We start from the raw sequence: 25,566 nt of genomic DNA, 5'->3' as shown, positions 1-25,566 counted from the left end.
CGCGAAAACCTCAGGCCTTGTCCAGCGCCTGCAGGATATCGGCCACCAAATCGCGCGAATCCTCCAGCCCCAGGCTCAGGCGGACAAGGCCCGGGGTTATGCCAAGATGCACCTTCTGTTCCGCCGGAAGACGCTGATGCGTGGTCGTGGCAGGATGGGTCGCGATGGATTTCGCATCACCGAGGTTGTTCGAGATGATGATGATCTCCAGCGCGTTCAGAAACCGGAACGCGGCTTCCTGCCCGGCTTTCAGATCCAGCGCGATCACCGTGCCGCCGCTGTCCATCTGCGCCAGCGTCAGCGCCTGCTGGGGATGGCTGGGGTGGCCCGGATAGATGACGCGCGCCAGCTTGGGATGGCCTTGCAGCGCCTCGGCCACGGTCAGGGCCGTCTGGGCCTGGGCGCGCACGCGCAGGTCCATCGTCTCCAGACCTTTCAGCATGATCCAGGCGGTGAAAGGGCTCATCGCGCCGCCTGTGTGCTTCATATAGGGCTCGACCACACCGCGGATATAGTCGCGGCGGCCCAGGATCACGCCGCCCAGGGCGCGGCCCTGCCCGTCGATATGCTTGGTCGCCGAATAGATCACCACATCGGCACCCTGCGCCATGGCCCGCGAGAAGACGGGCGTGGCAAAGACATTGTCGACCACGACGGTCGCGCCGACCGCATGGGCGATCTCGGCCACGGCGGCGATGTCGATCACCTCCAGCGTCGGGTTCGAGATCGATTCGAAGAAGGCCACCCTGGTGCCGGGACGCATCGCCGCGCGCCACTGGTCAAGGTCTGTCCCATCGACCAGCGTCACCTCGACCCCGTAGCGGGTCAGGATCTCTTCCAGGATATAAAGACAGGAGCCGAACAGCGCCCGCGCGGCAACCACATGATCGCCCGCGCGCAACATCGCCGTCAGGGCGCCCGACACAGCCGCCATGCCGGAGGCTGTGGCAAAGGCATCCTCGGCCCCTTCCAAGGCCGCGATCCGATCCTCGAACATCGCCACCGTGGGGTTGCCGTAACGGGCATAGATGAACTCGTCCGGACCCGCCTTGAGAAATCGCGCCTCGGCCTGTTCGGCGCTGTCATAGACGAAGCCCTGCGTCAGAAAGATCGCCTCCGAGACTTCGTTATACTGCGACCGGCGGATACCGCCATGTACCAGGGTGGTCCGCTTGTTCCAGTCCTTGCTCATCTCGCTCTCCATGGGGCCCGTGCGCCCGAATAAAAAAACCCCCGTCGCGGTCAAGCGAAAGGGGGTTCCCTCATCCTGACCTCTTTAGCGGTGTGTTTAACGTGGCCCGCAATCCGGTAACAAATCGCCACGCCCGCCTGATACGCCTGTCATGCTTCAGCGTCAACAGGCAGCACGGCCCGCCTGTTCCGGCCCGGCGGCCGTTTCTTCTTGCCGCAAATATCCGCGCCGCAGGCATCCGCCCGCAAGACCGGACGCATCGCGCGATCAGCCTTCGCTGCCACTGTCATCATCGGGTTTGGTGCCATAGGTCTCGAACAGCTTTCCTTGCGTGATGAAGAAGGCAAAGATTGCCGCCGTCAGGCCGAAGGTCTTGAAATAGACCCAGATCTCGGTGCTCATGCTGCGCCAGATCGCCTCGTTCAGCACGGCGAGGGCGAAAAAGAACAGCGCCAGGCGCCGGGTCAGGATCATCCAGCCCTCCTCGGCCAGCGGCATCATCTCCTCCATCACATGCCTGAGGTATGACTGACCGCGCATCAGACCGAAGCCCAGGATACCCGCGAAGACCAGGTAGATGATCGTGGGTTTCATCTTGAAGAAGCGGTCGTCGTTCAGCCAGACCGACAGGCCGCCGAACACCACCACCAGCACCAGTGTCATGACCTGCATCTTCGACAGCTTGCCTGTCAGTTTCCACAACAGGGCCGTGGACAGGATCATCAGCGGGATGAAGCCCGCCGTCACCAGGATGAAGCCGCCGTATTCGGTGCCGCCGATGGTGAAGATCCGGTCCTTCAGCCAGAGATAGGCCGCGAAAAAGGCAATCACCGGCCCCAGTTCCAGTGCGGTCTTGGTCATCGGGTTGATATCCTTGTCTGCCATGGACGAGCCTCCTAGCTTCCGAATTGCACAATCACCGCGCCCAGCGCGATCAGGCACATCAGCGCGATGCGCCGCGGGCCCACGGTTTCCTTCAGCACCAGCCAGCCGATCAGCGCGGCAAAGACCGTCGAGGTCTCGCGCAGCACGGCCGCCTCTCCGACCTTGTCCAGCCGCGTCGCCATCATGATCGACCCGAAGCTGAAAAAGGCGATGACCGCGCCCACCAGCCCGCGTTTCATCAGGGGCGTCACGGGGGGACGCAGATGCGCCGACATCGCCCGCCACCGCAGACTTGCCACCACCGGCATCACCAGCCCGTCGATCATGAAGAACCACATCAGAAAGGTGAAGGGGTCTGCGGTCGCGCGAATGCCATAGGCGTCAAATGTGGTGTAAAGTGCCACGAACAGGCCCGTCAGCACAGCCAGGCCCAGCGCCATGTTCAGCGTGTCGCGGTTCAGCGTGACGTGGATCAGGTTATAGACCGCCAGCCCGAAGATGCCCGTCAGCAGCACGGCCACGCCCATCCACTGGGTCGGGGTGAACACCTCGCCGAAGATCAGCCAGGCGCCGATGACCGCGAACAGCGGCCCGGTGCCGCGCACCACAGGATAGACCACGGTATAGGCGCCACGCGTATAGGCCATCGCCTGCAGAAACTTGTAGGCGGTATGGATCAGGAAGGCCCCTGCAAAGATCGGCCACATGTGGGGTTCGGGAAAGGGCACCACGAACAGGGCGAAAGGCGCCGCGATCACGGCATAATTGATGTCGATCGCCCCCCGCATCAGCCAGGGATCATGCCGCCCCTTCTGCATCGCGCCGAAAATGGCATGCAGGATCGCCGCCAGCAGCGCCAGCAGCATCGCCGCCTGACTGCCCGCCGGAGTCCCCTCCAGCGAGACGATCCAGGCGCTCATGCGCGCAGCCGTCCGGGGCTGCGCCCAAGGCTTTCGTCATGCAGTTCGCGGGCCCTGCGCGATATGTCGATCTCGGCCCCGTCACGGCCGATCACGATGTCGCCCCCTTCGGCGGCAAAGGCATATTCGTCGATCAGCTCCTGCTCCAGCGTATCCAGAACGAAGCTGTTCCTGTGTTCGGCCAGCAGGCACAGATCGAAGACGCGCGGCGCCGCATCCAGATGCGCGTCCCAGATCAGCCGGCCAAAACCCACGACGCGCCCCGCGTCCAGCACGACACATTCGCTCATCACCAGCCGGTCATCGGGCCAATCCTCGACCTCGTCAGCGGCCCGCAGCCGCGCCGTGTCGATTACCGTCTCGAGGGCGGTGATATCCGGCTGGAAATCGGTGGTACGTCTAATCTCAAGCATCAGTGCCAATTCTCAAGCATCCAGCCCCGTCAGCGCGCGGGCGAACTCCTGCGGATCGAAAGGGGCCAGGTCGTCGATCTGCTCGCCCACCCCGATGGCATGGATCGGCAGGCCGAACTTGTCGGCCAGCGCCACCAGCACGCCGCCCTTGGCGGTGCCATCAAGCTTGGTCATCACCAGGCCCGAGACATCGGCCAGCTTGCGGAAGATCTCGACCTGGCTCAGCGCGTTCTGGCCCGTGGTCGCATCCAGGACCAGCAGGGTGTTATGCGGCGCGGTCGGGTCTTTCTTGCGGATCACGCGCACGATCTTGGCAAGCTCCTCCATCAGGTCGGCGCGGTTCTGCAAACGGCCCGCGGTGTCGATCAGCAGCAGGTCGGCGCCCTCTGCCTCGGCTTTCGTCATGGCGTCGAAGGCCAGGCTGGCGGGGTCCGATCCTTCAGGCGCGGTCAGCACGGGCACGCCCGCGCGTTCGCCCCAGACCTGCAACTGTTCCACGGCGGCTGCGCGGAAAGTGTCGCCAGCCGCGATGATCACCGACTTGCCCGCGGCGCGGAACTGGCTGGCCAGCTTGCCGATGGTCGTGGTCTTGCCCGATCCGTTGACCCCCACCACAAGCACGACCTGCGGGGTCCTGGTATAGATCGGCATGGGACGGGCCACGGGTTCCATGATGCGCGCGATCTCGTCGGCCAGCGCGCGCTTGATATCCGTGACCGACAGCTTGCGGCCATAGCGCCCCTCGGCCAGGTTGGCGGTGACGCGCAGCGCGGTATCCACCCCCATGTCCGAGGCGATCAGCAGCTCTTCCAGCTGCTCCAGCATGTCATCATCCAGCGCGCGCCGGATGACCGGACCGGCGGGTGCTGCCGATGTCTTGGCTGCCGGTATCCTTGCCGCGGGTGTCTTTGCCGCGGCAGCCGCCTCGGCCGATGCGGGGGCGGAGGACCGGCCCAGCAGACGGCCCAGAAAACCGACTTTCGCGGCGCCCTGACTGACACTGACCCCGGCCGCGTCAGCGGCAGAGGTGGCGGCAGAGGCAGACCCAAGCGGGATTTCACTCGGGTTTCCGACAGGAATTTCCATCGGCGCAGGTTCCGGCAGGCTATCGCCCTGCGGCTGCGGCGCTTCCAACGGCCAGTCGCGCGGCATCTCGACGGGCTGTTCGCCCGGAAGCTCCTCGGGCAACTCCTCGGGTTCGTCGGGCAGTTCCTCGGGGTCTTCGGGCTGTTCCGGCTCTTCGGGTTGCGGGACAGGCCTGGGCTCAGGCTCGATGGGTTCCTCGGGTTCGGGCGCCGGTACAGGCTCAGGTTCGGGCGCCGGTTCGGGCAAAGGCCCCGGTTCCGGGGCAGGCTCTGGCGCAGGCTCTGGCGCGAGGGTCTGGGCCGCCAGACGCTGATCGTCTTCTGCCTCTGGTTCCCCACCCTGCGAGACGATCTCATCCAGCCCCTTGTCCAGACGGGACGAGGAAGTGAACAGTCGCTGCTTGAGTTTGCCGAAGAATGACATTTCTGCCTCCGGGGATGTTTGCTTTCACCTAGACCCTCTTGGAGGGTTTTGAAAGCCCCCGGGGGCAAGTTCTGCCTTCACCCAAGGCCGCGCATGACCGGAGGATTTCCGCTGACAGGGGCATCCGCGACGGTTTGATCACTGGCCAAATCAGGGCGCGGCAGGGCAAACTGCCCCGATGACACGATTGCACATGCCCCGTTTCCCGTCCGGCCTTCTGGCCGCCGCTCTGATGCTGGTCCTGACACTCGCGGCTGCGCCGCTGCGGGCCCAATCCGGCCCACCGATGACGGGCGCGGCGTTCGACGCCTACACGCGCGGGCAAACCTTTACCTATGGCACCGGGCTGGCGCCCTACGGCGCCGAGGAATACATGGACAATCGCCGGGTGCGCTGGTCCTTTCTGGACGGCCGCTGCCAGGAGGGGGAATGGTACGAGGACAATGGCATGATCTGCTTTGTCTATGACGACAATCCCGACCCGCAATGCTGGAGCTTCTACCGCACCCCCGGCGGCATCGTCGCCCGGTTCGAGGACGACCCAAGCCAGACCACGCTATATGAAATCACCCGCAGCCCGGAACCGATGATGTGCCTTGGCCCGGAGGTGGGCACGTGACAGCGCGCGCCTGCGCGCAAAGTGTGACAGCGCGCGCCTGCGCGCTATGTGTGCCGCGCTGATAGCCAACGGATCCTGTGCCATGTTCCTGTTCCAGTTCGCCACGCTTGCCCCCCTTGCCCTGCTGATCGCGGGCAGTCTGACGGGCGGGTGGTGGATCGCGGGGGCGGTGGCGATGATCACGCTGTTCACCTGGGCCGCCGATCACCTGATGCGCCGGGCAGCCGCAGCGACAGGCCGCGCGGATGAATTTCCGACAGGCGACGCGCTGGCCGTTGCCCTTGCGGTGATCCTGCTGGCGGGTCTGGCGCTGGCGGTGCGCGCCTTCGGACAGGAGGGGTTTTCGACAGCCGAACGTGCGGGCCTGCTGATCGGCTGGGGGCTGGCCTTCGGGCAGATCGGCCATCCGGTCGCGCATGAGCTGATCCATCGCCGCCCGGTCTGGATGCGCGGGCTGGGAGGCGCGGTCTATGCCGCCGTGCTGATGGGGCATCACGGCTCAAGCCATCTGCGGGTGCATCATGTGCATGTGGGCACCGACGACGATCCGGCCTCGGCCCCGCTGGGCATGGGGTTCTGGCGCTACGCGGTACGGGCCTGGGGTGGGTCGTTCATGGCGGGGCTGCGGGCGGAAAGCGCGCTGCGCGCGCGGGCCTCGGTGCCCCCGTCCTGGTGGAGCCATCCCTATATCGCTCATGCCCTTGGCGCGGGTCTGGCCCTTGTCGTCGCTTTTGGTCTGGCGGGTATGGGCGGGATTGCCGCGCTGATCGGGATCGCCGCCTATGCACAGGTGCAGATCCTGCTGTCGGATTATATCCAGCATTACGGGCTACGCCGCGCGCGCCGGCCGGATGGGCGTCTGGAGCCGGTTGGCCCGCAGCATTCGTGGAATGCGCCGCAAGCCTGGTCGAGTGCGATGATGCTGAACGCGCCGCGCCATTCGGACCATCACGCACACCCGGCGCGCCCCTTTCCTGCCCTGCGGCTGGAGCAGAACATGCCCGTCCTGCCGCGCGCCGTGCCGGTGATGGCGGTGGCCGCGCTGATCCCGCCGCTCTGGCGGCGGATGATGGACCGGCGCGCAAAGACCTGGTCGGCGGATTAAAGCAGGCTGCCCTGTTCCGGCGGGGTCTGGGGCTTTGCGCCGGCTTTCGGCGCGGGCTTGCCCCCCACGGCCAGCCGCCCGTCGGCGAACTGGATCTCCAGCGCGCGGGCCTTGGCGGCTTGGGCCTTGGTCGTCAGCACCTCGCCCCCCTCGCCCCGCACCACGGCATAGCCGCGCAGCAACGTCGCCTCATAGCCCAGCGTCAGGCGCAGGCGGTCCTGTTCTTCGATACGCTGGCGCCAGGTCTTGACCTGGCGTTGCCCGGCGTCCGACAGGCGGCGCGAGAGGCTGGCAAGGTCGCGGTTCTTGCGCTCCAGATCGGCGCGGAACCGGTCAAGGCTGAGCCGGTCCGAGGCCACGGCCAGATTGCGCCGCTCGGCCTGGATCGCGCGGCGCAAAAGCGCGGGGCGCAGCGCGCCCGCGTGATCGGACAAAGCCACCCGGCGCAACTGCACGGACCGGATCAGGGCGGCCGGCAAACGGTCTGCCAGCACGTCAAGGCGCTGGCGCGGACCATCCAGCAGCGTGTCCGCCCGTGGCAGCGCGCGCGACAGGTCGCGCAGGCGTTGCGCGCGCAGACTGACGCCGCCGGTCAGGGCGCGGGTCAGGCGGCCCGATTGCCCGTCAAGCCAGGCCAGCAGGTCCAGCCGCACAGGCACGGCCATTTCGGCGGCCGCCGTGGGCGTGGGGGCGCGCTTGTCGGCGGCAAAGTCGATCAGGGTCGTGTCGGTCTCATGCCCCACGGCTGAAATCAGCGGGATACGGGACGCGGCGGCGGCGCGCACCACGATTTCTTCATTGAAGCCCCACAGATCCTCAAGACTGCCGCCACCGCGCGCCACGATGATCAGGTCGGGGCGCGGCAGCGCGCCACCCGGCGTCAGGGCGTTGAAACCCGCAATGGCCCGCGCCACCTCGGGCGCGCAATTGGCGCCCTGCACGGCGACGGGCCAGATCAGCACCTTGCGCGGGAACCGGTCGCGCAGGCGATGCAGGATGTCGCGGATCACGGCCCCGGTGGGGGATGTGACGACGCCGATCACCTCGGGCAGATAGGGGATCGGCTGCTTGCGCGCCTCGTCGAACAGACCTTCGGCGGCCAGCGCGCGGCGGCGCTTGTCCAGCATCGCCATCAGGGCGCCCGCGCCCGCGGGTTCGATATCCTCGATGATCAGCTGGTATTTCGACTGCCCGCCAAAGGTGGTGATGCGGCCGGTGGCGATCACCTCCATCCCCTCTTCGGGCTGGGTGCTCAGCCGGGCGGCGACACCTTTCCAGATCACGGCGGCCAGAACCGAGCGGTCATCCTTGAGGTCAAGATAGATATGCCCCGACCGCGGCATGGTCACACGGCCCAACTCGCCCCGGATGCGGACATGGGAAAATTCACCCTCCAGCACCCGTTTGACCGCGCCCGAAATCTCGGAGACGGTATATTCAGGGTTGTTCTGGCCGCCTTGTGGCGCCGGGGTGTCATCGTCAAGAAGATCGGACATGCGGGGCGGGCCTTCTGTCTGGCGTATCACAGGCTTTTCACAGGCTTGTCTCTGCGGTTGAGGCACCTTAAAGCGGTGACCGACGAAGGCCAAGCGGGAGAGCGCCATGAATATCCTGATCCTCGGCAGCGGCGGGCGCGAACATGCGCTGGCTTGGGCGGTGATGCAAAACCCCAAATGCGACAAGCTGATCGTGGCGCCGGGCAATGCGGGCATCGCGCAGATCGCGGAATGCGCGAGCCTGGATATTCTGGACGGCGCGGCCGTGGTGAATTTCTGCGACGAGAACGCGATCGATTTCATCATCGTAGGGCCCGAGGCCCCCTTGGCCGCGGGGATCAGCGACCGCCTGCGCGAAGCGGGTTTTCTGGTGTTCGGCCCGTCGAAGGCCGCCGCCCAGCTTGAGGCGTCGAAGGCCTTTACCAAGGACATCTGCGCCGCCTGCGACGCGCCCACGGCTGGCTACGGCCATTTCACTGATGCCGCTGCGGCGCGCGCCCATATCACGGCGCATGGCGCGCCCATCGTGGTCAAGGCCGATGGTCTGGCCGCCGGCAAGGGCGTGATCGTGGCCATGACCGAGGCCGAGGCTTTGGCCGCGGTCGATGACATGTTCGGCGGCGAGTTCGGGGCCGCAGGCGCCGAGGTGGTGATCGAGGAATTCATGGAGGGCGAGGAGGCGTCGTTCTTCGTGCTCTGCGATGGCAAGGATGTGCTGGCGATCGGGACAGCGCAGGATCACAAGCGCGTCGGCGATGGCGACACCGGGCCCAATACCGGCGGCATGGGGGCCTACAGCCCCGCGCCCGTGCTGTCGGATGCGGTGGCGCGCCTTGCGATGGAAGAGATCGTCAAACCCTGCATGGCCGAGATGGCGCGGCGCGGCATGCCCTATCAGGGCGTGCTTTATGCCGGGCTGATGATCAAGGACGGTCAGCCCCGCCTTGTGGAATACAACGTCCGCTTCGGCGATCCCGAATGCCAGGTGCTGATGATGCGGCTGGGCGCGCAGGCGCTGGACCTGATGCTGGCCTGCGCCGAAGGGCGGCTGGCGGACGCACAGGTGCATTGGGCCGATGACCACGCCCTGACCGTGGTGATGGCCGCCAATGGCTATCCGGGTGATTACGCCAAGGGCAGCGTGATCAGCGGGCTGGACGCCCTGCCCGAGGACAGTTTCAACATGTGCTTTCACGCAGGCACGGCGCTGAAGGACGGCCAGATCGTGGCCAATGGGGGCCGCGTGCTGAACGTGACCGCGCGCGGTACGACCCTGGCCGAGGCACAGGCCCGCGCCTATGCGATGGTGGACCGTATCGACTGGCCCGGCGGGTTCTGCCGCCGCGACATCGGCTGGCGCGCGCTATGAAGAAACATCGCCGTCACGCCCACAGGGTCAAGCCCGCGCTGATCAAGTCGCCGCTGACCTATGTCGTGGCAGATGGCGCGGTGATCTGCGAGGATGCATCGGGTAACACGCTCTGGCGGATCGAGATGGCCGCCGTGCATCATGCCCATTGGACCGCGTCGCGCGCCGGGCAAAGCCTGACGCGGATCTTGCGGCTGGACGACGGCACGCAGGCTCGCGCGATCCGGCAGCATCTTTACCGCCGCGCGCTGCTGGGCGGGCCTGACGACATGGCGTTTCGCGCCTGCATCACCGATGTGCTGCGCGCATTGATGGCCGCGCAGCCGGGGCTGGATGTGCAAAGCGGACCATCGGCCGTCACCTCGGTGGGGCTGCGGGTACTGGGCGTGGTGCTTCTTGCAGGGGCTTGCGCCGCGCCGTTTCTGGCATTGGCGACCGGGCAGGACCTGATGGCCTTTGTGAACTGGGCGATTCCCGTCACGCTGATCGGCCTGCTGGGGCTGGCGCTGATGCGAACCTATGCGGCGGGTCGCCGGATGGCAACGCGCACCCCGGCGGAACTGATCGCGGAGCTTGAACAGGTTTAGGCCTGTCCGCGACGATCGCCCCGTCAATTCCGCGCGGACCCAAAGCGGGCGGCGCGGAATGGCGGAAGGCAAGCCTTCGTCGGATCAGATCTGCTTTTCCGGCATCTGCACGACAAGACCGTCCAGCGCATCGGTGACCTTGATCTGGCAGGTCAGGCGCGAACGGGCGGTGTCGGGCTGATAGGCGAAGTCCAGCATGTCTTCTTCCATGTCATCCTTGGCGGGCAGCTTTTCGACCCAGTCGGGATGAATGTAGACATGGCAGGTCGAGCAGGCGCAGGCACCGCCGCAATCGGCCTCGATGCCGGGGATGTTGTTGTCGCGCGCGCCTTCCATCACGGTCAGGCCGTTGGGCACGTCCACCACATGTTCGGTTCCGTTATGCTCGATATAGGTGATTTTCGCCATGTCTGTGCAGACTCCGGTTGGTATCCAGTTCCCCCCTACCTAGACAAGCATCGCAGGGCGTTCCAGCCCCTTTTGTCCGGTTTTCCGCGCGGCTCTGCGGCAGAAAGCGCAGATTGGCGATCCCGGCTTGCGGCAGACATCCTATGTTCCTATAATGTTCTCATGCCCGCACCCGCCAACGTTCTCATGCCCGCACCCGCCAACCCTGCCCTGCCACGCCGCACGCCCGCACCCGCCTGCACCCCGGCGGCGCATCTGGGGCGCGTCAGCACCGGCCACCGCGTCACGGTCGCGGGGCTGGTGATCCTGCGCCAGCGGCCAGGCACCGCCAAGGGCGTGATCTTCCTGACGCTGGAGGATGAAACCGGGGTGATCAACGTGATCGTCTGGCGCAAGCTTTACGAGCAGTTCCGCCGCGCGATCATCGCGGGCCGGCTGTTGCGCGTGACGGGTCGGTTGCAGCATGAGGGCGGCGTCACCCATCTGATCGCCGAACATATCGAGGACATATCCCCGATGCTGGACCTGCTCTTGCAGCAGGACGGGCTTGCGGGCTGATCCGCAGGTCACTGATCCGCAGAACGGCGCCGTCTGCCTGCAAAGACGCTTTGCGACCTGCACAAAACCCGTTAGGTTGCCCGTGAACCGGCCAGGCCGGGATGACAGCCCTGGCATAACCAGGGTCCAGCAGGCCAGATGACGCGCGCATGATCCGATCCAGAACCGCCCTATGCCTGGCGCTGCCGCTTGTGGCGCTGACGGCGTTGTCCGCCTGCACCCCGCCCGTGGCGGACAATCCTGCCGAGGCGTTGCTGGGGTCGATGCTGGATACGCCCGCCGACGCACCACCCGGCACCTGCTGGAGCAAGATCGTCAGCCCCGCCCTGATCGAAACCGTGACCGAACAGGTTCTGGTACAGCCCGAACGCCTGACCGCCTCGGGCGCGGTCGAGACGCCGGCGATCTTTCGCACGGAAACCCGCCAGAGCATCGTGACCGAACGCCAGGTGACCTGGTTCGAAACCCCCTGCCCGGCCGATCTGCCACCGGATGTGATCGCATCGCTGCAGCGTGCGCTTCAGGTACGCGGCCTTTACACCGGGCCGGTGACAGGGCGGATCGACGGCCCCACCGCCCAGGGCGTGCGCCGCTACCAGTCCGCGACCGGGCTGGACAGCCCGGTGCTGTCCCTGGCGGCGGCCCGTGCGCTGGGCCTGTTGGCCACCCCGCTTGATCGGCTGGACGAGGGCTGACGCCCCCACGCCATCCCCAGCCATCGGCCTGCATCATGCAAAAGGGGGCGCCCTGCGGCGCCCCCTTTGGTCTGTGCGTTTCCGTGACGCGCGGATCAGTCCAGCGACAGCGCCACGAACCGTGGATCGCCTGCGCGACGCACCAGCAGCAGCAGCGACTTGCGCCCGGCCTCGCGGGCCTCGTCGATGCGGTCGGTCAGGTCGCTGACCTTTTCGACCTTCTGCTGACCGGCCTCGGTGATCAGATCACCGGCGCGCAGACCCTTCTCATAGGCTTCGCTGGTCTGATCGACATCGACCACGACAAGCCCCACGGCCCCCGCGGCCAGATCAAGCTCGCTACGCAGCGTTTCGGTCACGGGGCTGAGGGTCAGGCCCATCATCTCGACAGGTTCATCCGGCGCCGGGGCCTCTTGTGCGGCGGGAACCGCGCTTTCGGCCTCTTCGCGGCGACCAAGGGTCACCATGAGGGTCTGGGTCTTGCCGTCGCGCCAGACCATCACGCGGACAGCCTTGCCCACCTCTGTATTGCCGACCTGACGCACCAGGCCACGGGTGTCTTCCACGTCCCGGCCATCGAAGTTCAGGATCACGTCGCCCTGCTGGATGCCCGCTTCCTTGCCGGGGCCTTCGGGCACGTCGGTCACCAGGGCGCCTGCGGTCTTTTCCAGACCCATCGCCTCGGCCACGTCATCGGTCACATCCTGGATACGCACGCCCAGCCAGCCGCGCCGCGTCTCGCCGAATTGGCGCAGCTGGTCGACAACGCGGGTCACCACGTTCGAGGCCATGGAAAAGCCGATCCCGATCGAGCCGCCATTGGGTGACAGAATCGCGGTGTTCACACCGATCACTTGCCCATCCATGTTGAACAGCGGCCCGCCCGAGTTGCCCCGGTTGATGGCGGCATCGGTCTGGATGTAATCGTCATAGCTGCCCGACAGGGCCCGGTTGCGCGCAGAAACGATCCCCGCACTGACCGAAAAACCCTGACCAAGCGGGTTGCCCATCGCGACGACCCAATCGCCCACACGGGCGGTGTCGCTGTCGCCGAAGCTGACATAGGGCAAGGGCTTGTCGGCCTCGACCTTCAGCAGGGCGATATCGGTGTTGGGGTCGGTGCCGATGACCTTGGCCACCAGTTCCTCGCCCGAGAAGAATTCGATGGTGATCTCGTCCGCGCTTTCGATCACGTGGTTGTTCGTGACGATATAGCCATCTTCCGAGATCACGAAACCGGACCCCAGCGCCGAGGACCGCCGCGGCCGATCACCCGGTGTGCGGTTGCGGTCCTGGAATTCGCGAAAGAAATCCTCGAACGGGCTGCCTTCGGGCACGATCGGATTGGGCCCGGCATTGCCCGCCACAGTGGTCGATGTCGTGATGTTCACGACCGAGGGGCTGATCTTGTCAGCCAGATCGGCGAAACTGTCAGGGCGCGCCTGCGCCTGCATCGACGCGGCCAGAACCAGCGCGCTGGCAATCAGGCCCATCCAGAAGGCGCGGATCAGGCCGGGTTGATGGTCGGGGATGGAAACCGCTTTGTTGCTCACACCCGTAACTCCTTTGTCCTTGATCACTGCGGCCGCGGGGTCGGCATCACGTCGACACATGGCGCAGCATGTACATCATTTATCTAGTGCGCGCCTCTTGCAACACCAAGAGCCGTCGCTTTCGCTCAACACGGTGTGATCACGCCGCGATCAGCCCGCCAGGACATTGGCCAGCCAGACAAAGGCCAGCCCCGAGACAATCGCCAGCAGACCAAGGGTGCGCCGGGCGGGTTCGGGCAGTTCACGCAGGGCCGCCAGCAGGGTCTCCACAAGCGAAGGGGCCAGCGCATAGGCCAGCCCCTCCACGATCAGCACCAGCCCGAGGGCCAGAAATGCCGTTTCGATCATCAGTTCTGGTCCCTCGTCGGACGGTCGGAACGCAGGTAGTCGAAGAACTGGCTGTCCGGCGTCAACACCATCGAAGAGTTGCTGCCTTGCAGGGCGTTTTCATAGGCCTGCATCGAGCGGTAGAAGGTGAAGAACTCGGGGTTTGCGCCGAATGCTTCTGCCAGGATCGCGTTACGCTCGGCGTCGGCCTCACCGCGGGTGATCTGCGCCTCACGTTCGGAGTCCGACAGCGTTTCCACCACGGTCCGGTCTGCAAGGGCGCGGACGCGCTGTGCCGCTTCGTTACCGCGTGCGATTTCGTCCGCGGCTTCACGCTCGCGTTCGGCGCGCATCCGGGCAAAGGTCGCATCAAGGTTCTGTGCGGGCAGGTTCGTCTGCTTCAGACGCACATCGACCACGTCCAGACCCAGACCACGCGCAGAGATCTGCGCCTGGTCACGGATACGGTTCATCAGGACCCGGCGATCCTGCGACAGGATCGTGTCGGATGTGACCTGATCCGCACCCAGAACCTCGCGGATCTGCGCGTTCAGGATCGAGGACAGACGATCCTCGGCCGCGCGCAATCCACCGACGCCGACAGCCTGGCGGAACTGCACCACATCTGCGATGCGGTAGCGCGCGAAGGCATCGACCACCAGACGGCGATCATCCGAAGGCGTGACTTCGATCGTATCGGTGTCCAGCGACAGGATACGGTCGTCATAGCGCACGACCTCCTGGATGAGCGGGATCTTGAACGCCAGGCCCGGCTCTTCCTTGACGGCCTTGATCTGGCCGAATTGCAGGACCAGCGCCTTTTCACGCTCGTCCACCACGAAGATCGATGACAGCGCGGTTGCTACCACGACGACAAGGATCGGGAGAAGATAAGTTGTCTTGCGCATGATCTCAGTTCCCCTGCTCTGCGGGACGCCGCAATTCGTTCAAGGGCAGATAAGGCACGACGCCCTGCCCGCCTTCGCCACCGACCAGGGAGTTGTCGAGGATGGTCTTGTCGATCTGTCCCAGAACACGCTCCATCGTTTCGAGGTAGAGACGGTTGCGGGTCACATCCTCGGCTTTTTCATATTCGGTCAGAACCGAGGTGAAGCGACTTGCCTCACCCAGCGCCTGGTTGACGACCTGGGCGCGATAACCTTCGGCTTGTTCGAGGATCTGCGCCGCTTCACCGCGGGCTTCGGCCAGAACACGGTTGGCATAGGCATCGGCCTGACGCTGCAGACGGTCACGTTCCTGTTCGGCGGCCTGCACTTCGCGGAAGCTGTCGATCACTTCGCGCGGCGGGTCCGCCTTGTCGAGGTTGACACGGACGATGGTGATGCCGCTGTCATATTCGTCCATCGTGGCCTGGATGTTTTCCATTGCCGTATTGGCGATCAGACCACGGTCCCGGTTGAGGATCGGCGACAGGTTCGAGGCCGCGATGATCTCGCGCATCACGGATTCCGACACCGACTGCACGGTCTGGCGCGGATCGCGCAGGTTGAACAGCAGCTTGGCCGGATCATTGATGTTCCAGACCACCTGGAAATCGATATCGACGATATTAGCATCCGTGGTCAGCATCAGGCCCATGTCCTGATTGCCGCGCGCCTGGCCGACATCCTCGGTCCGTTCCGAGGTGACATTGACGATTTCCGCCGTGACCAGCGGCCAGGGCGCGAAGTTCAGACCGGGATTTCCGATCTTGTAGAATTCGCCCAGAAACAGTTCGACCGACTGTTCTTCGGGCCGCACTGTATAGAAGCTGCTGAAGGCCCACAGGCCCACCGCCGCCAGAACGCCCAGCCCCACGGTGGAGCGGGTGAAGATCGGGCCGCGCGGGCCACCGTCACCGGTGCCGCCACCCTGTCCGCCGCGACCACCGCGACCGCCCATCAGCACGCGCAGCTGTTCCTGGCCCTTCCGCATCAGCTCGTCGATTTCCGGGATCTGCGGCCCGCTTTCGTCACCGGGACGTCGCCCGCCACCGTTGTTGCGGCGGTCGTCATCACCGCCCTTGTTGCCGCCGCCGCCGCCCCATGGGCCGCCCGAATTTCCAGCCATTGACCTGAGTTCCCCTTGTTGTCTTCTTTTGAATGGTTCTAGCCACCTGCCCCTAAACTGTGAGGCCGGCGCGAAATTTCAAGCGGTACGGACCGGCGATTTCATCGTCACGATCTCTTCCGACATGGTTGGATGCACCGCCACGGTGCGATCAAAATCCTCTTTCGTCGCACCCATCTTGATCGCGATGCCCGCAAGCTGGATCATCTCGCCCGCGCCGGGCGCGACGATATGACAGCCCAATACCCGCCGCGTGGCCTTGCTGACAACCAGTTTCATCAGCACGCGGCGCGGATTTCCGGCAAAGCCGCTCTGCATTGGCTTGAACGAGGTGCAGTAGATCTCGACCGGCTCGATCTCGCGCGCGGCCTCTTCCGACAGGCCCACCGTGCCCATCTCGGGCTGGGTGAAGATCGCGGTCGGGATCAGATCGTGATCCACCGGCGTCGGATTGCCGCCAAAGACCGTTTCGACAAAGGCCATGCCTTCGCGGATGGCCACCGGGGTCAGGTTCACCCTGTCGGTCACATCGCCCACCGCATAGATCGAGGGGATGGCCGATTGCGAAAACTGATCCACGATCACCTGACCGGCGCGGCCCAGATGCACGCCCAGCGCCTCGAGGCCCATGCCGTCGGTATTGGGCGCGCGGCCGGTGGCGAACATGACCTGATCGAACACGCGTTCATCGCCATTGGTGGCCTTGGCGCGGATGCCGCTGCCGCTACGCTCCAGCGACAGGATGTTGGTGCCCAGGTGCAGGTCGATCCCGTCCTGGCGCATTTCTTCCGCCACCAGCCCGCGCGCCTCGTCGTCAAAACCGCGCAAGACCTGCGCGCCGCGATAGTATTGCGTGACCTTGACGCCCAGACCGTTGAGGATGCAGGCAAATTCGCAGGCGATATAGCCCCCCCCGATGATGAGGATGGAACCGGGCAACTTGTCCAGATGGAAGATGTCGTTCGAGGTGATCGCCAGCTCTGCCCCCGGCATGTCGGGCTTGACGGGGCGCCCGCCCATCGCCAGCAGGATGTGTTTCGCGCTCTTGCGGGTGCCGTCGGACAGTTCCACCGTATGCGGATCGACCAGCGTGGCGCGGGCGTCGAATGTCTCGACCCCGTTGGATGTCAGGATGTTGCGATAAATGCCTTCCAGCCTGTCCAGTTCGGCATGAAGGCGGGTGCGGAAGGCGGACCAGTCGAAATCGCCCAGCGCGATGTCCCAGCCATAGGCGCGGGCCTCCTCGGCCATGCCGCCGTATTCGCTGGCAAAAACCATCAGTTTCTTGGGCACGCACCCACGGATCACACAGGTGCCGCCGTAGCGATCCTCCTCGGCCAGACCGACCCGCACACCGCGTTGCGCCGCAACCCGCGCGGCGCGCACGCCACCCGAACCGCCACCGATGACGAAAAGATCATAGTCGAATGCGCTCATTGTCTACCCCGTGCCTTGATCGGTCACAGGTATTTCACATCGCTCGCCCAAGGACCAGAGAAAGCGGGCGGCGCGGAGGCATCAGGCCCGGCTCAATCCGCCAGATCGGTGAACAGGTTGTCATTCTCGACGAAATCCAGCCGGTCCTGTTCGATCGTGCCCTGGTTGATGTCGCGGGTCTCTACCCGGCCATCGCCATAGCCCACGATCACGATATCGCAGATGTCGATGAAAAGGCCGTTTTCCACCACGCCCGGCACCTGGTTCAGCACCATCGCCAGCTGGCGCGGGTTGCCGATGCGGTTCAGGTGCAGATCCAGGATGTGATTGCCCTCGTCGGTGATGAAGGGGCGGTCGCCGTTCATCCGCAGCGTCACGTCGCGGCCCAGAACGTCCATCGAGATCAGCATCTCTTCCACCAGGGCGCGGGTGGTCTGCCAGCCAAAGGGGATCACCTCGACGGGCAGCGGGAAGGCGCCAAGCGTTTCCACTTCCTTGCCGACATCGGCGATCACGATCATCTGGTCCGATGCGGTCGCCACGATCTTTTCCTGCAACAGCGCGCCACCTCCGCCCTTGATCAGGTTCAGATCACCATCGAATTCATCCGCCCCGTCGATCGTCAGATCCAGCCATTTCGCCTCGTCCAGGCTGATGACCTCGATGCCCACGTCGCGCGCCAGCGCCGCCGTGCGGGTCGATGTGGGCACGCCCTTGATCTTGAGCCCGTCGTCGCGCACCAGCTCTCCCAGGCAGCGCACCATCCAGGCGGCGGTCGATCCGGTGCCAAGGCCCACGCGCATCCCGTCTTCGACATAATCGACCGCGCGCTTGGCGGCGACAAACTTGGCCTTGTCGATCGGTGACAGTTCTCCGGGCATGGCAGCGACTCCGTCTGGTTGAATGGCGGTTGGGGCCGGTTATAGGAAAGTTGCGCCCCCGGTGCGAGGGGGCAATCGCGCCGATTTGCGCGAAAGCTGCGGCAGGGGTCGTTTTCCGATGGTGCATGTGCGGGGTTTTGACGGCAGATTGCGGGCATGACGCATCGCTACCGCCTGCATTACGCGCCCGACAACGCCTCGGTGATCATCCGGCTGGCGCTGGAAGAGATGCGCCTGCCCCATGAGACGGTTCTGGTGGACCGCGGCACCCAGGCGCACAAGGGCGCGGCCTATCTGGCGCTGAACCCGCATGGGCGCATCCCGGTTCTGGAAACACCCGATGGCGCGATCTTCGAGACGGGTGCGATCCTGCTGTGGCTGGCCGACCGGCACAGGACGGACGCATGCAGCCTGATGCCCGCCCCCGACCATCCCGACCGGGGGGATGCGTTGAAATGGCTGTTTTTCCTGTCCAACACGCTGCATGCGGAAATGCGGATGCTGTTCTATCCGCAAAACTACACAGGCCCCGATCGCGCGCATCAGGCCGCGCTGCGCGCGGGCCTGCACCTGTCACTTGCCGGACATCTGCGCCTGCTGGATGAGGCGGCCGGGGCGGGTCATCCCTGGCTGAACGGGGAAAACCCCAGCATCCTTGATCTCTACCTTGTCGCCTGCCTGCGCTGGATCGCGCTTTATCCCGTGGATATGCCCGGCTGGTGGGACAGCGACAGCGCGCCACATCTGCGCGCCCTCTGCGCCCGGATCGAGGCACGCCCCGCCGCGCTTGCCTGCGCCCAGGCCGAAGGGCTGGGCCTGCATCCCTTTACCGCACCCGATTATCCCACCCCACCCGAAGGAAGTGCCCTGTAATGTTCCTGTCCGTCTTCGAGATGTTCAAGGTCGGCATCGGCCCCTCGTCCTCACATACCATGGGGCCGATGGTCGCCGCTGCGCGGTTTCTGGATCTTTTACGCAGCCAACCCTTCACCGCCCATGGCCTGCGCGCCTCGCTGCATGGCAGCCTGGCCTTCACCGGCGTGGGCCATGCGACGGACCGCGCGACGATCCTGGGCCTGGCCGGGCTGCGCCCCGACACATATGATCACGCACAGGCCGAAAGGCTGATGGTCAGCATCCGCGACACCAAGACGATAGAAGTCGAGGGCCTGCCGCCGCTGCATTTCGATCCGCTGGCCGATCTGGTCTTTGATTTCGGCCCCGCCCTGTCCGGCCATGCCAACGGGATGAAGCTGATGGCCACCGATGCCCAGGGCGACGTGATCCTGCGCGAGACCTATTATTCCATCGGCGGCGGTTTTGTGATGACGGAAGCCGAACTGGCCGCGGGCAAGGATACCGACGACGGCCCGCCTGTGCCCTATCCGTTCAAATCCGCCGCCGAGATGCTGGAGATGGCAAAAGCATCCGGCCTGAGCATCGCCGAGATGAAGCGCGCCAACGAGCTGTCACGCCGCCCACGCGCGGCACTGGACAAGGGGATCAGCCGTATCTGGCAGGTGATGAGCGATTGCATCGACCGCGGGCTGGAACATGACGGCATCCTGCCGGGCGGGTTGAAAGTGCGGCGCCGCGCGCGCGGCATCCACCAGGCGCTGATGGCCGAACGTGGCCTGAACCTGACGGCGCCCCATGTCATCAATGACTGGATGAGCACCTATGCCATGGCCGTGAACGAGGAAAACGCGGCCGGCGGGCAGGTCGTGACGGCGCCCACGAATGGCGCGGCGGGGGTCATGCCCTCGGTGATCCGCTACTGGCTGGACCATGTGCCGGGGGCGAACCCCGCGCGGGTGGATGAATTCCTGCTGACCGCCGCCGCCATCGGGGGGCTGGTGAAATACAACGCTTCGATCTCTGGCGCCGAAGCGGGGTGCCAGGCCGAGGTCGGCAGTGCCGCCGCCATGGCCGCCGCCGGGCTTTGCGCCGTGCTGGGCGGCAGCCCCGAGCAGATCGAGAACGCGGCCGAGATCGCGCTGGAACATCACCTGGGCATGACCTGCGACCCGGTCAAGGGGCTGGTCCAGGTGCCTTGCATCGAGCGCAACGGGCTGGGCGCGATCAAGGCGGTGTCGGCGGCGTCGCTGGCGATGCGCGGCGACGGGCAGCACCTGGTGTCGCTGGATGTCTGCATCGAGACCATGCGCCAGACCGGCGCGGACATGAGCGAGAAGTACAAGGAAACCTCGCTTGGCGGGTTGGCCGTGAATGTCCCCAATTGCTGATCCGCGACGCGGGCCGGGTTCCCCGAGTATTTGGGGAACGATGAAAGGCGCGTCGCATTTGGAATGGCAGAGGCGCGGAAGGCGGGTTAAGGCCGTGTCATGAGTGATGTCCGCAGCCCCGCCCTGCCCTATCTGAATGACCGCATCGTGCTGGGCGTGGTGCTGATGCTGGGATTTTGCCTGACGGCGCCGCTGATCGACGTGGCCTCGAAACTGGCGGCGCAGACGATTCCGGTGGGACAGGTCACCACCGCGCGTTTCATCGTGCAGGGTCTGCTGATGCTGCCGCTGTGCCTGATGCTGGGGCATGGTCTGCGTCTGCCGCCAGGCGTGCTGACGCGGTTGGTGCTGAGGGCGCTGTTCCTGATCCTGTCGACCTATTTCTTTGTCGCCGCCGTCAAGGTCATGCCCATCGCCGACGCGCTGGTGATCGTCTTCGTCGAGCCCTTCATCCTGCTGTTGCTGGGGAAATACCTGTTCGGCGAAGAGGTCGGCCCGCGCCGACTCTGGGCCAGTGTCGTGGGCTTCGCGGGCGCGCTTCTGGTGATCCAGCCCAGCCTTGCGGCTTTCGGGCTTGTGGCCCTGTTCCCGCTGGGCACGGCGTTGTTCTTTGCGTTCTACATGCTGGTGACGCGCAGCCTGTCGCGGCAGATGCATCCGGTGCCGATGCAGTTCCACACCTCGACAGTGGCGGCAGCGATCTGCCTGCCCGTCATGCTGCTGGGAACGGGGATCACGATTCCCACGATCAGCCCGGTCTGGCCGCAAGGCGTTGAATGGACCTGGCTGGCGGGCGTCGGGGCGGCATCCGCACTGGCGCATCTGATGATCAGCTATGCGCTGCGCTATGCGCCCTCGGCCACGGTGGCGCCGCTGCACTATCTTGAAATCCTCAGCGCCGTGGTCTTTGGATGGCTGTTCTTTTCCGACCTGCCGAATGCGCTGACATTCGCGGGCATGGCCGTGATCACCGCATCCGGGCTTTATATATTCCACCGCGAGCGCGTGCTGGAACGCGAGGCCAGGACGGGAAGCTGAGCCATCACCGCCAAGGGCGATTGCCATTCTCTCTGCCCGCTCCTAGCCTGCCGCGCATGAGCGTGATCCACCCCCCCGACAGGCCCATGCTGGGCATTGTGCTGATGCTGGGCTTTTGCGCCCTGGCGCCGCTGGCCGATGCGCTGGCCAAGATCCTGGGCGAGACCGTGCCGCTGCTGATGGCGGTGCTTGCCCGTTTCGCGGTGCAGGCGCTTGTGCTGGTGCCGCTGGTGGCCGCCACCGGGCGCTTGTGGCGCCTGCGCGGGCGCATGCTGCGGCTGGTGATCCTGCGCACCGCGCTGCATATCGCGGGGATCACGCTGATGTTCAGCGCGCTGAAATATCTGCCGCTGGCCGATGCCATCGCCATCGCCTTCGTCATGCCTTTCGTGCTGCTGTTGCTGGGTCATACCATCCTGGGCGAAGAGGTCGGCCCGCGCCGCCTGATCGCCTGTGTCGTGGGCTTCATCGGCACGCTGCTGGTGATCCAGCCCAGCTTTGCCGAGGTCGGCTGGCCCGCCTTGCTGCCGCTGGGGGTGGCTGTCGTCTTTGCGGCCTTCATCCTGGTGACCCGTCTTGTGGCGCGCGATACCGATCCGATCGGATTGCAGGCGGTCAGCGGCGTCATGGCCAGTGCTGTGCTGTTGCCCGTGCTGCTGATCTTCGGCGCGACCGATGACGGCCCCGCGGCGCTGCGCTTGGTGATGCCATCGGGGCAGGATTGGGCGCTGCTGATCGGGGTGGGTGTGCTGGGCACGCTGGGTCATCTTCTGATGACGTGGTCGCTGCGCTTCGCGCCCTCGGCCACGCTGGCCCCCATGCAATACCTGGAAATCCCCTTTGCCACGCTGATCGGCTGGCTGATCTGGCGCGACCTGCCCGACGGTCTTGCGGCACTGGGCATCACGATCACGGTGGCGTCGGGCCTTTACATCGTGCTGCGCGAGCGCACCCTCAGCCGCACCGGCTCAGGGGGGGCGCGCGCCGCTCAGTCCCAGCCATAGGGCCGGGCCAGCATGGTCTCGACCAGGTGGCCCAGCGCGGTGCGCGGCAGCATCAGCAGCATCTTGGGCGCGGTCACCGCCAACCAGATCGGGCCCGTGGCCCGGTTCGAGGTGCCGACCCGGCCATCGGGCGCAAAGCTCAGCCCGCCGACGGGCCAGTGCAGCCCTTCGGATTTCGCCTCGACCGCGCCCATGGGAAAAAGCGAGACGACATCGCCCGCCCGAAGGTTCAGGCGCAGCGAGGGTGGCGCCAGCATCACCAGTTCGGAGCGGCCGATCAGGATGCAACGCTGCCCATGATGACGCACAAGGGTGTTGAACGCGGCCATCTGGTGATCGACACGCGGCCCGGTGAAGCCAAGCCCCAGCACCAACGGCGCCCGGATCGCCAGGAGACATTTCTCGAAATCGGTCGTATCCTGTTCGCTGACGGGGTGGATACGGTTTTCGGGCAGACGGGCGCGATCTGCGGGCTGCAACGAGTCCATATCGCCGATCACCGCATCCGGAAGATGCCCCGCCGCCATCGCGATGCCCGCCCCACCGTCGGCGGCCACGAGTTTCGGACCCAGGGCAAGCGCATCTTGCAGCGTTTCCGGATCGGACTGGCCTCCACCGATCAGGGTGACAGGCGCCAGGGAATGAACAATGACGTCTTGCATTGGCTGATTATCGTCCAATCAGGAAACAGATCACAATGTAAACACAAAATGATACGTTAAAAATCGAAGAATCGTTCCCGTTTCGACGCCTATCCGATGGTAAACACAATCTCGACGGGCAAAAGAAAGCGAGTGACCAATGGTGAGCACCAGTAAGATTCTCACGGTCTCCTATGGGACATTTTCATGCACTTTGGAAGGTTTCGACGATTCCTTCGAAACCATGAAGGCAATTGCAGAGTATTTTCGGGATCTGGCCTCCGAGGATCGTTACTTCGGGGCTGAACCGCCGGTTCCGGATGCCGAGATGCTGGCCCGGATCGCCGAACGCGAGATTGCCCGCCGGGTTGACGCCCGCGAAGAGCGCGGCAACATCGTTCTGCGTGCGACGCCCTATGGTGCTGTCGCGGCCCCGCTGACCCCGCAGCCGGCCGCGCCGCAGCCTCAGCCCGCCGCGCCGGAGGCCGCCGCACCGATAGCACCGGCCGCAGCTGCGGCGCAGCCTGCCGCCCCCGCACCGGCGCCTGTTCAACATCCGGCCCCGCAACCCGAGGTCGCGAAAGCGCCCGACCTTCCGCCTGCCGCCCCCGCGATGCAAGCGCAGCCAACGGTTCCTGCCGCACCGATGGCACCCGCGCAGCAGCGCCCGACGCCCGTGCCCCATCCCGACCCTGACAGCGTGGCCGCCAAGTTGCAGCGCATCCGCGACGTGGTGACGCGGTCCGCCCCGGTGGCCGATGCCTATTCCGAGGATGAGCATGCCGAGAACTTCGCCGAGGAGTTCCTGGCCGAAGCGACGTCGCATATCGAATCGGCCCTGTCCCTGGACGATCAGGCCATGGAGGCCCCCTCTGCGGCAGAAACCGACGAGATCGACGCGCTTCTGAGCCGCCTGGCCGGTGATGACGCTGCCCGCACACAGCCTGCGGCCCTCGCCGATCAGGATGAACATCACGATGACGAGGCCGATACGGGCGAAGCCATCGAGGCAGCCGAATCCCTTGAAGCCCCGGAAGACGAGGATGTCGACGTCGCCGAGGCGGCAGACACTGCCCCGGACGGCGAAACCGCCGAAGACGAGATGGTCGAGATCGACGTTGCCGAGGACGATGCGGCAACCGCCTATACCCCCGGCCCTGTGCGCGTCATGAAGATCAAGCGCGACGAACTGGAGGCCGCGATCGCCCGTGGCGAACTGGTCGCCGAAGACGATGAGGACCACGATGAGGACGAGACCGCCGATGCGGATCCCGCGGCGCTTGCCGACGACGCCGCCGCCGGGACGGCCCGCGCGCCCTTCTCGGCGTTGAGCCCCGAGAAAGAAGAAGAGCTGCGCCGCGAACTGGCAGCCGTCGAGGCAGAGCTGATGGACCTCTACCGCGACACCGATGACCACGCCGCACCCGCCGCCACGGGCGCCAGCCTGACCGGTCTGGATGATGACGACGAGGATGACGAGATCGCCTCGATCTTCGATGAAGACGATGCGGACGAAGACCTTGACGAAGATCTGGCTGAAGACAGCGCGCCCCTAGTTCTGCGTGATCCGCGCGACCGCCTGGGAAAGGTCAGCGCCGAGGATGACATGTCCCGCCTGATGGCCAAGACCGAGAATGAACTGACCGAACCGGAAGGCGCGAACCGCCGCAATGCGATCGCGCATCTGCGCGCAGCCGTCGCCGCCACCAAGGCGGATCAGTCGGCCGGTGTGATGCCCAGCCGGGATCCGGCAGCGAATGTCTTTCGCGAGGATCTGGCCAGCGTGATGCGCCCGCGCCGCCCCGTCGCAGAGCAGAGCAGCGCCACCCCGCGCCCGTCGGAAATGCGCCCGGCCCCGCTGAAACTGGTGGCGGAACAGCGGGTTGACCTGCCTGATGTGCGCGCCAGCGCCCCGGTGCGTCCGCGCCGCGTGTCGCTGGCTCCGCTGTCCGAGGAGGCTGATCTCGACGAGGCCCCGGTGACGGGCACGATGACCGATGAAGACGGATTTGCCGAGTTCGCCCGCAAGATGGGCGCCACCTCGCTGCCGGATCTTCTGGAAGCTGCCGCCGCCTACCTGGTGCATGTCGAAGCTTGCGACGCGTTTTCGCGGCCGCAGCTGATGAAGAAGGCCCGCCAGGGATCACCTGACGCCCTGAGCCGCGAAGATGGTTTGCGCGCCTTCGGTCAACTGCTGCGCCAGGGCAAGATCGAAAAGATCCGTTCCGGGCGCTTCACGGCATCGGCCAGCATCGGCTTCAAGCCGGCAGAGCGCCGCGCAGGCTGATCCGCACCGACGACACCGAATACGGAAAGGGGCGGCCATTGGCCGCCCCTTTTCACATCCGGATCAGTCGCCGGTCCGGTCGCCGTTCTGTGGCGCATCGGGATCGGCCTGACCGATCCCGCGAAACACGAATTTGAACGGCATGATCCACAGAAAGCCCAGGCCGACATAGACCAGCAATTCGACCCAGATCGTCGGCCGCTCGATCAGGCTGACCACCGTGACCGCCGCCATGATATAGAGCGGCAGGCCGACCAGCAGAATGACCAGCGACCAGCGCTTGCGGGCCTTGTAACTCAGCGCCATGACAGCTGCGCCCTCCTTGG

General features: G+C 65.5%; 26 protein-coding genes and 1 riboswitch. Of the genes, 11 read left to right on the top strand and 15 right to left on the bottom strand.

The features are described from left to right. Positions 1-10 precede the first annotated feature (10 nt). The 5 genes from metZ to ftsY form a co-directional block, all read right to left on the bottom strand. The gene (metZ, locus tag ACFQ3C_RS05395) at positions 11-1,192 is read right to left on the bottom strand and encodes an O-succinylhomoserine sulfhydrylase (RefSeq protein WP_380789461.1); all 1,182 of its coding nucleotides are present in this window, start codon (positions 1,190-1,192) and stop codon (positions 11-13) included. 63 nt (positions 1,193-1,255) lie between these two features. Further along, positions 1,256-1,333: riboswitch (SAM riboswitch) on the bottom strand. 126 nt (positions 1,334-1,459) lie between these two features. Continuing rightward, on the bottom strand, positions 1,460-2,077 hold the full coding sequence (locus tag ACFQ3C_RS05390) for an inner membrane-spanning protein YciB (RefSeq protein WP_380789460.1): 618 nt from the start codon (positions 2,075-2,077) through the stop codon (positions 1,460-1,462). Between the two features lie 11 nt (positions 2,078-2,088). Continuing rightward, positions 2,089-2,997, bottom strand: coding sequence for an EamA family transporter (locus ACFQ3C_RS05385; RefSeq protein WP_380789459.1), 909 nt, complete (start codon positions 2,995-2,997; stop codon positions 2,089-2,091). Further along, positions 2,994-3,410: a hypothetical protein gene (locus tag ACFQ3C_RS05380; RefSeq protein ID WP_380789458.1), complete on the bottom strand. Its 417-nt coding sequence runs from the start codon at positions 3,408-3,410 to the stop codon at positions 2,994-2,996. The genes ACFQ3C_RS05385 and ACFQ3C_RS05380 overlap by 4 nt, the downstream gene beginning before the upstream one ends. Positions 3,411-3,422: 12 nt before the next feature. Beyond that, the gene (gene ftsY, locus ACFQ3C_RS05375) at positions 3,423-4,919 is read right to left on the bottom strand and encodes a signal recognition particle-docking protein FtsY (protein ID WP_380789457.1); all 1,497 of its coding nucleotides are present in this window, start codon (positions 4,917-4,919) and stop codon (positions 3,423-3,425) included. Positions 4,920-5,097: 178 nt separating this feature from the next. On the opposite strand from ftsY, the gene ACFQ3C_RS05370 reads away from it, so the two are divergent. After that, a complete protein-coding gene (locus ACFQ3C_RS05370; RefSeq protein WP_380789456.1) occupies positions 5,098-5,538 on the top strand; it encodes a hypothetical protein in 441 nt (146 codons plus the stop codon). A gap of 82 nt (positions 5,539-5,620) precedes the next feature. After that, positions 5,621-6,643, top strand: coding sequence for an alkane 1-monooxygenase (locus ACFQ3C_RS05365; RefSeq protein WP_380789455.1), 1,023 nt, complete (start codon positions 5,621-5,623; stop codon positions 6,641-6,643). Here ACFQ3C_RS05365 and xseA read toward each other — a convergent pair. Further along, positions 6,640-8,139: an exodeoxyribonuclease VII large subunit gene (gene xseA / locus ACFQ3C_RS05360; protein WP_380789454.1), complete on the bottom strand. Its 1,500-nt coding sequence runs from the start codon at positions 8,137-8,139 to the stop codon at positions 6,640-6,642. The genes ACFQ3C_RS05365 and xseA overlap by 4 nt on opposite strands. Before the next feature lie 106 nt (positions 8,140-8,245). Between xseA and purD the strand changes: the two genes are divergently transcribed. Together purD and ACFQ3C_RS05350 are read left to right on the top strand one after the other, a co-directional pair. Then, positions 8,246-9,508 (top strand): phosphoribosylamine--glycine ligase, encoded by a 1,263-nt coding sequence (gene purD / locus ACFQ3C_RS05355; RefSeq protein WP_380789453.1) that lies wholly within the window; start codon positions 8,246-8,248, stop codon positions 9,506-9,508. Then, on the top strand, positions 9,505-10,095 hold the full coding sequence (locus ACFQ3C_RS05350; RefSeq protein ID WP_380789452.1) for a hypothetical protein: 591 nt from the start codon (positions 9,505-9,507) through the stop codon (positions 10,093-10,095). Before purD ends, ACFQ3C_RS05350 begins: the two co-directional genes overlap by 4 nt. A gap of 84 nt (positions 10,096-10,179) precedes the next feature. On the opposite strand, the gene ACFQ3C_RS05345 is transcribed toward ACFQ3C_RS05350, so the two are convergent. After that, entirely contained in the window at positions 10,180-10,503 is a 324-nt protein-coding gene (locus ACFQ3C_RS05345; RefSeq protein WP_068290732.1) for a 2Fe-2S iron-sulfur cluster-binding protein, read from the bottom strand. Positions 10,504-10,665: 162 nt separating this feature from the next. Here ACFQ3C_RS05345 and ACFQ3C_RS05340 point away from each other — a divergent pair, with 162 nt between their 5' ends. Then, positions 10,666-11,061, top strand: a complete 396-nt coding sequence (locus tag ACFQ3C_RS05340) for an OB-fold nucleic acid binding domain-containing protein (RefSeq protein WP_380789451.1) — start codon at positions 10,666-10,668, stop codon at positions 11,059-11,061. A 149-nt stretch (positions 11,062-11,210) separates the two neighbouring features. After that, on the top strand, positions 11,211-11,756 hold the full coding sequence (locus ACFQ3C_RS05335; protein ID WP_380789450.1) for a peptidoglycan-binding domain-containing protein: 546 nt from the start codon (positions 11,211-11,213) through the stop codon (positions 11,754-11,756). A 95-nt stretch (positions 11,757-11,851) separates the two neighbouring features. Here ACFQ3C_RS05335 and ACFQ3C_RS05330 read toward each other — a convergent pair whose 3' ends face one another. The 6 genes from ACFQ3C_RS05330 to rpiA form a co-directional block, all read right to left on the bottom strand. Next, positions 11,852-13,249, bottom strand: a complete 1,398-nt coding sequence (locus tag ACFQ3C_RS05330) for a Do family serine endopeptidase (protein ID WP_380789811.1) — start codon at positions 13,247-13,249, stop codon at positions 11,852-11,854. A 210-nt stretch (positions 13,250-13,459) separates the two neighbouring features. Then, a complete protein-coding gene (locus ACFQ3C_RS05325; RefSeq protein WP_380789449.1) occupies positions 13,460-13,657 on the bottom strand; it encodes a DUF2065 domain-containing protein in 198 nt (65 codons plus the stop codon). Then, on the bottom strand, positions 13,657-14,544 hold the full coding sequence (hflC, locus tag ACFQ3C_RS05320) for a protease modulator HflC (RefSeq protein ID WP_380789448.1): 888 nt from the start codon (positions 14,542-14,544) through the stop codon (positions 13,657-13,659). Before hflC ends, ACFQ3C_RS05325 begins: the two co-directional genes overlap by 1 nt. Before the next feature lie 4 nt (positions 14,545-14,548). Continuing rightward, positions 14,549-15,706, bottom strand: coding sequence for an FtsH protease activity modulator HflK (gene hflK, locus ACFQ3C_RS05315; protein ID WP_380789447.1), 1,158 nt, complete (start codon positions 15,704-15,706; stop codon positions 14,549-14,551). Between the two features lie 78 nt (positions 15,707-15,784). Continuing rightward, positions 15,785-17,143 (bottom strand): glutathione-disulfide reductase, encoded by a 1,359-nt coding sequence (gene gor, locus ACFQ3C_RS05310; protein WP_380789446.1) that lies wholly within the window; start codon positions 17,141-17,143, stop codon positions 15,785-15,787. 92 nt (positions 17,144-17,235) lie between these two features. Beyond that, positions 17,236-18,024 (bottom strand): ribose-5-phosphate isomerase RpiA, encoded by a 789-nt coding sequence (gene rpiA, locus ACFQ3C_RS05305; protein ID WP_380789445.1) that lies wholly within the window; start codon positions 18,022-18,024, stop codon positions 17,236-17,238. Positions 18,025-18,180: 156 nt separating this feature from the next. Here rpiA and ACFQ3C_RS05300 point away from each other — a divergent pair, with 156 nt between their 5' ends. From ACFQ3C_RS05300 to ACFQ3C_RS05285, 4 genes are all read left to right on the top strand, one after another. Beyond that, positions 18,181-18,897, top strand: coding sequence for a glutathione S-transferase family protein (locus ACFQ3C_RS05300; RefSeq protein WP_380789444.1), 717 nt, complete (start codon positions 18,181-18,183; stop codon positions 18,895-18,897). Continuing rightward, positions 18,897-20,270: an L-serine ammonia-lyase gene (locus tag ACFQ3C_RS05295; protein WP_380789443.1), complete on the top strand. Its 1,374-nt coding sequence runs from the start codon at positions 18,897-18,899 to the stop codon at positions 20,268-20,270. Before ACFQ3C_RS05300 ends, ACFQ3C_RS05295 begins: the two co-directional genes overlap by 1 nt. Before the next feature lie 99 nt (positions 20,271-20,369). Beyond that, on the top strand, positions 20,370-21,308 hold the full coding sequence (locus tag ACFQ3C_RS05290) for a DMT family transporter (protein WP_380789442.1): 939 nt from the start codon (positions 20,370-20,372) through the stop codon (positions 21,306-21,308). A 56-nt stretch (positions 21,309-21,364) separates the two neighbouring features. Next, positions 21,365-22,312, top strand: coding sequence for a DMT family transporter (locus ACFQ3C_RS05285; RefSeq protein ID WP_380789441.1), 948 nt, complete (start codon positions 21,365-21,367; stop codon positions 22,310-22,312). On the opposite strand, the gene ACFQ3C_RS05280 is transcribed toward ACFQ3C_RS05285, so the two are convergent. Next, a complete protein-coding gene (locus ACFQ3C_RS05280; RefSeq protein WP_380789439.1) occupies positions 22,297-22,974 on the bottom strand; it encodes a thiamine diphosphokinase in 678 nt (225 codons plus the stop codon). The genes ACFQ3C_RS05285 and ACFQ3C_RS05280 overlap by 16 nt on opposite strands. 223 nt (positions 22,975-23,197) lie before the next feature. On the opposite strand from ACFQ3C_RS05280, the gene ACFQ3C_RS05275 reads away from it, so the two are divergent. Next, positions 23,198-25,240 carry a hypothetical protein gene (locus ACFQ3C_RS05275; protein ID WP_380789438.1) on the top strand — a complete coding sequence of 681 codons (2,043 nt, stop codon included), beginning with the start codon at positions 23,198-23,200 and terminating at the stop codon, positions 25,238-25,240. 63 nt (positions 25,241-25,303) lie between these two features. Here ACFQ3C_RS05275 and ACFQ3C_RS05270 read toward each other — a convergent pair whose 3' ends face one another. Continuing rightward, positions 25,304-25,546, bottom strand: coding sequence for a DUF2842 domain-containing protein (locus ACFQ3C_RS05270; protein WP_380789436.1), 243 nt, complete (start codon positions 25,544-25,546; stop codon positions 25,304-25,306). Positions 25,547-25,566: the final 20 nt, after the last annotated feature.

It is taken from the genome of Seohaeicola saemankumensis, from assembly GCF_042678485.1.
GTDB classification, from domain to species: Bacteria; Pseudomonadota; Alphaproteobacteria; order Rhodobacterales; family Rhodobacteraceae; genus Seohaeicola; species Seohaeicola saemankumensis.
The sequence above is the reverse complement of the archived record's forward strand: the minus strand, read 5'-3'. Positions and strand labels throughout refer to the sequence as shown.